The sequence below is a fragment of the Thalassovita autumnalis genome, from assembly GCF_001458255.1.
GTDB lineage: Bacteria > Pseudomonadota > Alphaproteobacteria > Rhodobacterales > Rhodobacteraceae > Thalassobius > Thalassobius autumnalis.
Genome location: NZ_CYSB01000038.1, coordinates 234,552 through 241,207, shown reverse-complemented (window position 1 = coordinate 241,207; position 6,656 = coordinate 234,552). Strand labels below are relative to the sequence as shown.

Genomic DNA, 6,656 nt, shown 5'->3' with positions numbered 1-6,656 from the left:
GTCAGCCATCGCTCTCGCCGCACTCGTTATTTACTGGCTATGAGTCCTGAGCCTAGTGAGGCATCCCAGATCGGAGCGCCCATGCAGCTGGATAAGATTGAAACCTTTGTGGTTGCCAACCCGCCCCCCCGCCACGGCGGGCGCTATTTCATATTCCTGCGCCTCACCACCGCTTGCGGCATCACCGGCGTGGGTGAGATCTACAACGCAACCTTCGGGCCTGATCTTTGCGCGGCAATGGCGGTGGATATGTTCAACCGCCACTTTGCGGGCAGCGACCCACATCAGATTGAACGGCTGTGGCGACGCAGCTACGGGGCGGGGTTCACGCAGCGCCCGGATGTGACGGTGATGGGGGTTCTGAGCGGGTTGGAGATGGCTTGTTGGGACATCATCGGCAAAGCCGCAGATCGCCCGGTCTATGACCTGTTGGGCGGTAAGGTGCACGACAGGCTGCGCAGCTACACCTACCTCTACCCACCCGAAGGGGATGTCTACCCTGACCCCGAAAAGCCCAATGTTTACAACGATCCTTCCCTGGCGGCCGAGGTCGCGCTGGCGATGGTCGACAAAGGCTTCACCGCGGTGAAGTTTGACCCGGCAGGACCTTACACGATCTATGACGGGCATCAGCCACGTCTGGAGGATCTGGACCGCAGCGAAGCCTTCTGTCGCGAGATCCGCGCCGCTGTAGGCGATAGGGCGGACTTGCTGTTTGGCACCCATGGGCAGTTCACCGTCTCAGGCGCCAAACGGATGGCGCGGCGGTTGGAACGTTACGATCCCCTGTGGTTTGAGGAACCGATCCCACCGGAAAATCCGGCCGATATGGCGATGGTCGCACACTCCACCGCCATCCCAATCGCCGCCGGGGAACGGCTGTGCACCAAACATGAGTTTGCCCGGATGCTGGAGGTGGGCGCAGCCTCCATCCTGCAGATGAACCTGGGCCGGGTTGGCGGCTTGCTGGAAGCCAAGAAAATCGCTGGCATGGCCGAAACCCGGCAGGCTCAGATCGCACCGCATCTTTATTGCGGCCCGGTTGTGGCCGCCGCCAATATCCAGATCGCGACGTGCAGCCCAAACTTTCTTATCCTTGAAAGCATTGGCACCTTTGACGGGCCCTATATGTCGGTGCTGAACAGCGAAATCGAATGGCAGGACGGCTATGTCATCCCGCCCAGCGCGCCGGGGCTGGGGGTTGAGCTGAACGACGATATGATCGCGGCCAATCCCTACACCGGCTCGGACTTGCATCTGGGCATGGCTGACAGTCCGGTTCAGCCCAGCGCCACCCCTGCCAGCCCAGTCTGACGCCCCCCTCAGGTGCCGCCCGGCTGACGCCCCTGCGGCACCACCTCAAACCCCGGTGCTTCGGGTTCATCATCAACCATTTCCGCCGGAAACCCCGGCGCACGAATATCCAGACCGGTCGCCTGTTCCAGACGTTTGATGATGTTGGGGGAGAGTTCCCGTTCGCCGAACCGGGCAATGCCATCTTCAAAGATCTGCACCATCAACGGGCTGACCTCCAGCGGCACCCCGGTCTGATCTGCGATGGCCTGAAACAGGCCAACGTCCTTTTTGACCAGATCCATGGTGAAGGAGATGTCCCGGCTGCCGTTCAGGATCACCTGACTTTCGGTGACATGGGAAAACGAATTGCCCGAGCTGATCTTGATCGCTTCATAGGTGGTGTTGAGGTCCATGCCTGCGGCGGCGGCAGTGGTCAGCGCCTCAGCGTTGGCGACCAGATGCACGGTGGCCAGATAGTTGGTCACCACCTTCAGAACCGAGGCCGATCCCAACGGCCCGGTATGCAGGATCCGCCGCCCCATGGTCGTCAGGATCGGCAGCACGCGGTCAAAGGTCGGGCGATCACAGCCGGCAAAAATCGCGATATTACCGGTATCTGCCCGGTGACAGCCCCCGGACACCGGGCAATCCACCGCTGCGCCGCCTTTCGCCGTCACCTCAGCGCCCAAGCGTTTGACGGCTTCGGCATCGGTGGTGGACATCTCCAGCCAGATCTTGCCCGGCGTGACCTCAGGCAGCATCTGCCGCAGCACGGCTTCGCAGGCTTCTGGTGAGGGCAGGCAGGTGATCACCACATCAAGGTCGCGCATCATCTGCTGCGGGTCGTCCCCCTGCCCGGCACCGCGGGCCACAAACCCTGCGACAAGGCTGGGATTCAGATCATGCACCGTCAGATCAACCCCATTGCGCAGCAGAGACCCCGCCAGTTTTCCCCCGACATTGCCCAAACCGATGAAGCCGATTTTCATGAGATCCCCTTTGTTTACAGCGCGCGCCATAGGTGGCGCTGGCCCAGATGGTTTCAGAAACCGAGAAGGCGCAGAAACAACGGATATGGGGGCTCAGCCCTAAGGAGAGTTAATCAAAAACGCCGCCCCCGTGCTGCGGGAGCGGCGTTACATCACAGTCGACGGACGCGGGGCGTCCAAGCGCCAAGATTTACGGCTGATAGGGCAGCGAGGAATGGTGCTGCACGATGCGCAGCACACCGTCGGCGTCTTTCTTGTAGCCAAAGCTTTTATCCACCTTGGTCACATTGCCATCCTTGTCGGTCAGGATGATCCAACCCATCCACATGCCAACATCGCCTTCGATGAACTCAGCCGAGGTGACGCTGTCCATCTCACGCCAGCCTTTGAGGCCAAAACCGCCATCCAGCGGATAGTCATCGTCATGACCGACGAAATAGGCCAGCGCACCCTTGTGATCGGGGCGGAAGGTTTTGTCACCGCTGGCCAGCGTCGGTTTGAACAGAACCGGACCCAGCACATAGCCATAGGCGGCATTCAGCACACCTTCGGCCACTGGTCGCGCAGCATCGATCCCACCATCTTCATAGGCTTTGGAAATGGCAATAAGCCCCTCGCCCCAGGCTTGGCGGGCGGCGGTCAGCTCATCTTTGGTAATCGACATGCGCGTGTCCTTTCCTATTCGCGAATTCGTGACACGTTAATTGGGGTCAAGCGCACCACAAAGCAAGGTTTTCCAGCAGGAAAATCCCAGCCTGAAACACTCTGAAATGTTTGCTCTATCAGATGATCCAAAGGCGCTGCCAAGCCGTATTTGTCTGATTGAGCCAATGAGTTTGCAAAGGATCCCGTATGACGCCGCAGACCACCTCCCCCGCTTCTGCCAATCGATGGCTGCTGTTGCCGGTGTTTCTGGTTGCAGTGATCGGCATTGGTTTTGTCATCGGCACGCTGACCGCGCCCGGCGAGTGGTACGCCGCCCTGACCAAACCCTGGTTCACCCCGCCCGGCTGGCTGTTCGGTCCGGTCTGGGCGGTGCTCTACGTGATCATTGCGCTCACCGGCTGGCACCTGTTCACCGCCCGCCCGCGCAGCACAGAAATGCGCCTGTGGTGGGTGCAGATGGCGTTGAACTTCCTCTGGTCGCCGGTGTTTTTCGCCCTGCATCTGCCGGCGCTTGGCCTGCTGGTGATCGCCAATCTTGCGCTGGTTCTGGTGTTTTTCATTCGCCGCACCTGGACGGCGCAGCGGATCGTGGCGCTGGGGTTCGTGCCCTATCTGGCCTGGGCCAGCTTTGCGACGTTGCTGAACCTGTCAATTGTGGTGCTGAACTGAGGCTCAGCCTTCAAGCGCCGCAATCACCGCTTTGACCAGAGGCAGCTCAGAATAGCCCGTCTTGGATGGGGTCAGCCCCATGCGCAAGATCACCAGATCACGGGACGGGAAAATGCCAATGGTCTGGCCGTCATGGCCATAAAGCCAAACCGCATCCTCAAACGGTGGCTGTTCGCCCGGGGCCTCCAACCAGAGGTGGCCCTTGGCGTAAGTCCCGCCCGAGGCCGCGGTTGGTTCAAACATCCAGTCCACAAACCCCTCAGGCACCAGCTGTGCGCCGTCCCACGCCCCCTTTTGCAGCAGGAACTGCCCATAGCGCGCCCAATCCCGCGCGGTGGCATACATGTAGCTGGAGCCCACAAAGGTATCCGTGGCATCGGTTTCCAAAATCGCCGAGGACATGCCAAGGGGATCAAACAGCGCCTTGCGGGGGTAGGCCAGACTGTCCCCCCCCAACTGATCCTGCCAGATCCGCGACAACATGGTTGAGGTCCCGGAGGAGTAGTTGAATGTGCTGCCAATTGCGGCCTCTGCCGGCTGCTTGGCGGTGAACCCGGCCATATCATCGTTCAGATACAGCATCTTGGTCACATCCGAGACATCGCCGTAGCTTTCATTCCACTGCAGCCCGCTTTCCATCCCCAGGAGGTCGGCGACAGTCACATCCGCCCGCTCATCCTGTGCCCAGACAGGATAGCTGGTCGCGCCCAGATCGCTCAGCGCCATGTCGCCCGATTGGATCAACGTGCCGATCAGCCCGGCGGTAACGGTCTTGGTCATCGACCAGCCCAGGAGCGGGGTTTCCGCATCAAAGCCAACGCCATAAGCCTCGCCAATGATGCGGCCCTGATGGAGGACCAGAACGGCCCGTACGCCCTGCCCGGTCAGCGCCGCATCTTCCAGCACGGCCTGTACCGCAGGGCTGGGCGCGGCAACCTCATTGCCCTCAGGCCAGATACCGCTGCCCGGTGCAGCAGGAACTGCCATGTCAAAAACGTTCAGCTCGGCCTCATGCAGGTTGGTGCAACCCAGTCCCGGCCGGTATTGCGACACGGCAGGAGCAAAGAAGCCAAACACCCGCGTTTCGATCCTTTGACGGTCCTCATCCACGCGCATGCTGATCTGTTTCAACACCGGATGCCCCGGCGCCTGCACATCAAGCGCCAGAACCTCCTCAGCGTCGCGACCCGCGATGAACACATTGGAGCAGACAATCTTGGCCGAATAATTGGTGGCAACCTTCAGCAAGGCGGGGGGTGAGACCGCCAGATAGCCTGCCCCAGCGACGCCCAACAGGGCCACAGTGCCCACGGCCCCTTTTAAGATCTTGCCCAGTTTAGACACATGAACACCCGGGCTGCCCCGGCCTCCCCTTCACGTCTTGCGCTCACGCTACCGACCAGAAAGCGACCGGGCCACCTTTCCGTCGCGTCGGGGGCCGGCAGCGCGATGGTGGGCTAACAGGGGAAGACGACTGGGCAATCAAGCTGCATTCTGCTGCTTGACATCTTGTAACCAAAACGCGAACTCTGTGTGCGATGGTTCCCGGGCGCAAAGCGCATATCCGGGATGAAAAGGGAACACGGTGCGGTGTAGCCAACAGGCGCCAATTCCGTGACTGCCCCCGCAACTGTAAGCGGTGCGCAACCCCCGTAGACCACTGGGCCAAAGGCCTGGGAAGGTGGGGGGAGCCTTAAGCCGCAAGTCAGGAGACCTGCCATCTGAACCGTAACTCAAACCGGGCGGGGTGTCCTGGAAGGAGGCCAAGATGGCTATACCGGCGTTTGCCGTTGACATATTCGGCTTTGCACGCCCCTCGCATCCGCGCGGAGGGCGCTATGAACCGGACCACATCACACAGAATTACAGTATGCACATCCTGCCGTCATACCGGCGAGGCCTGTCGCCCAGGCTACCAGCTGATTGAACGGCTGCGCAGCGCCATCGCCCTGGCCGGCGACAGTGTTGCAGAGGATTTCGAAGTTTCCGGCACCGCCTGTATGGCAGCCTGCACACGCGTCTGCACCGTGGCCTATCATGGCACGCGCAAGGCCTCATACCTGTTTGGTGACATCGATCCTGACGAAGATGTCGCCGATCTGGTGGAATTTGCCCGCCAATATGCTGTTTTGCATGATGGCTGGTGCAGCGTGGTCGATCGCCCCGGCAAGCTGCGGCGCACCACATTGGCGCGGATCCCCGCCACCATCATGGCGATTGAGGATAGCGCGGAGCCGGTGTCATGAGCGCGCGGCTGGCTGTTGAAAACGTCACATGGGGGCCCCGCAAACGCAGCCCGCTGGTCTTGCAGGACACATCCTTTGACCTGCCTGCGGGGCAGGTGCTGGGCATTGTTGGCCCCAATGGCGCGGGGAAAACCACATTGCTGCGGCTGATCTATGGTTACAACCGCCCCAGCAGCGGGCAGGTGTTGATCGACGGGCAATCAACCTCAAAAATGCCGCCACGGGCGCTGGCCCGCAAAGTGGCCGCTGTGCTGCAGGAACAGCCGACGGATTTTGCCCTGTCGGTGCGCGAAATCGTGGCGCTTGGCCGGGTGCCGCATCGGCTGGGCCTGTCGACCCCGGGTCGCAAAGACGACGAGGTTGTTGCGGCCGCATTGTCCCGCATGGACCTGCAAGGCTTTGCCGATCGCACCCTTTCCACCCTGTCGGGCGGCGAACGCCAACGGGTGATGGTGGCCCGCGCCCTTGCGCAGGAACCGCAGATCCTGGTGCTGGATGAACCGACGAACCATCTGGACATTCGCCACCAACTGGAGGTGCTGCAGCTGATCCGGGATCTGGATCTGACCATTGTCACATCGCTGCATGACCTCAATCTGGCTGGCGCGGTCTGTGATCAGGTTCTGGTGCTGAAACGGGGGCAGGTCCAAAGCTACGGACCGCCCCAATCGGCCCTGGGCGAAATACTGGTGTCTGAAACCTTCGCGGTGGACGCCAAACGGGAGGAGCTGAGCTTAAGCCGACGCTCCCACCTGTCATTCCAACTACCAAACGAACTCAGTTAACTGGA

At 61.0% G+C, this 6,656-nt stretch carries 7 protein-coding genes and 1 riboswitch; of the genes, 4 read left to right on the top strand and 3 right to left on the bottom strand.

All coding sequences use genetic code 11. The features are described 5' to 3' along the window. The first annotated feature begins 81 nt into the window (after nt 1–81). Entirely contained in the window at nt 82–1,314 is a 1,233-nt protein-coding gene (locus tag TL5118_RS15850; RefSeq protein WP_058244698.1) for a mandelate racemase/muconate lactonizing enzyme family protein, read from the top strand. Nucleotides 1,315–1,322: 8 nt separating this feature from the next. Here TL5118_RS15850 and TL5118_RS15845 read toward each other — a convergent pair whose 3' ends face one another. Together TL5118_RS15845 and TL5118_RS15840 are read right to left on the bottom strand one after the other, a co-directional pair. After that, nucleotides 1,323–2,285 carry an NAD(P)-dependent oxidoreductase gene (locus TL5118_RS15845; RefSeq protein WP_058244699.1) on the bottom strand — a complete coding sequence of 321 codons (963 nt, stop codon included), beginning with the start codon at nt 2,283–2,285 and terminating at the stop codon, nt 1,323–1,325. Nucleotides 2,286–2,475: 190 nt separating this feature from the next. Continuing rightward, entirely contained in the window at nt 2,476–2,949 is a 474-nt protein-coding gene (locus TL5118_RS15840; protein ID WP_058244700.1) for a metal-independent carbonic anhydrase family protein, read from the bottom strand. Nucleotides 2,950–3,137: 188 nt separating this feature from the next. Between TL5118_RS15840 and TL5118_RS15835 the strand changes: the two genes are divergently transcribed. After that, the gene (locus TL5118_RS15835) at nt 3,138–3,620 is read left to right on the top strand and encodes a TspO/MBR family protein (protein ID WP_058244701.1); all 483 of its coding nucleotides are present in this window, start codon (nt 3,138–3,140) and stop codon (nt 3,618–3,620) included. Nucleotides 3,621–3,623: 3 nt separating this feature from the next. Here TL5118_RS15835 and TL5118_RS15830 read toward each other — a convergent pair whose 3' ends face one another. Continuing rightward, nucleotides 3,624–4,964 carry a serine hydrolase domain-containing protein gene (locus TL5118_RS15830; protein WP_058244702.1) on the bottom strand — a complete coding sequence of 447 codons (1,341 nt, stop codon included), beginning with the start codon at nt 4,962–4,964 and terminating at the stop codon, nt 3,624–3,626. 178 nt (nt 4,965–5,142) lie between these two features. Continuing rightward, nucleotides 5,143–5,356: riboswitch (cobalamin riboswitch) on the top strand. A gap of 102 nt (nt 5,357–5,458) precedes the next feature. On the opposite strand from TL5118_RS15830, the gene TL5118_RS15825 reads away from it, so the two are divergent. Continuing rightward, the gene (locus tag TL5118_RS15825) at nt 5,459–5,866 is read left to right on the top strand and encodes a DUF1636 family protein (RefSeq protein ID WP_058244703.1); all 408 of its coding nucleotides are present in this window, start codon (nt 5,459–5,461) and stop codon (nt 5,864–5,866) included. Next, nucleotides 5,863–6,651: an ABC transporter ATP-binding protein gene (locus TL5118_RS15820; RefSeq protein WP_058244704.1), complete on the top strand. Its 789-nt coding sequence runs from the start codon at nt 5,863–5,865 to the stop codon at nt 6,649–6,651. Before TL5118_RS15825 ends, TL5118_RS15820 begins: the two co-directional genes overlap by 4 nt. The last annotated feature ends 5 nt before the right edge of the window (nt 6,652–6,656 follow it).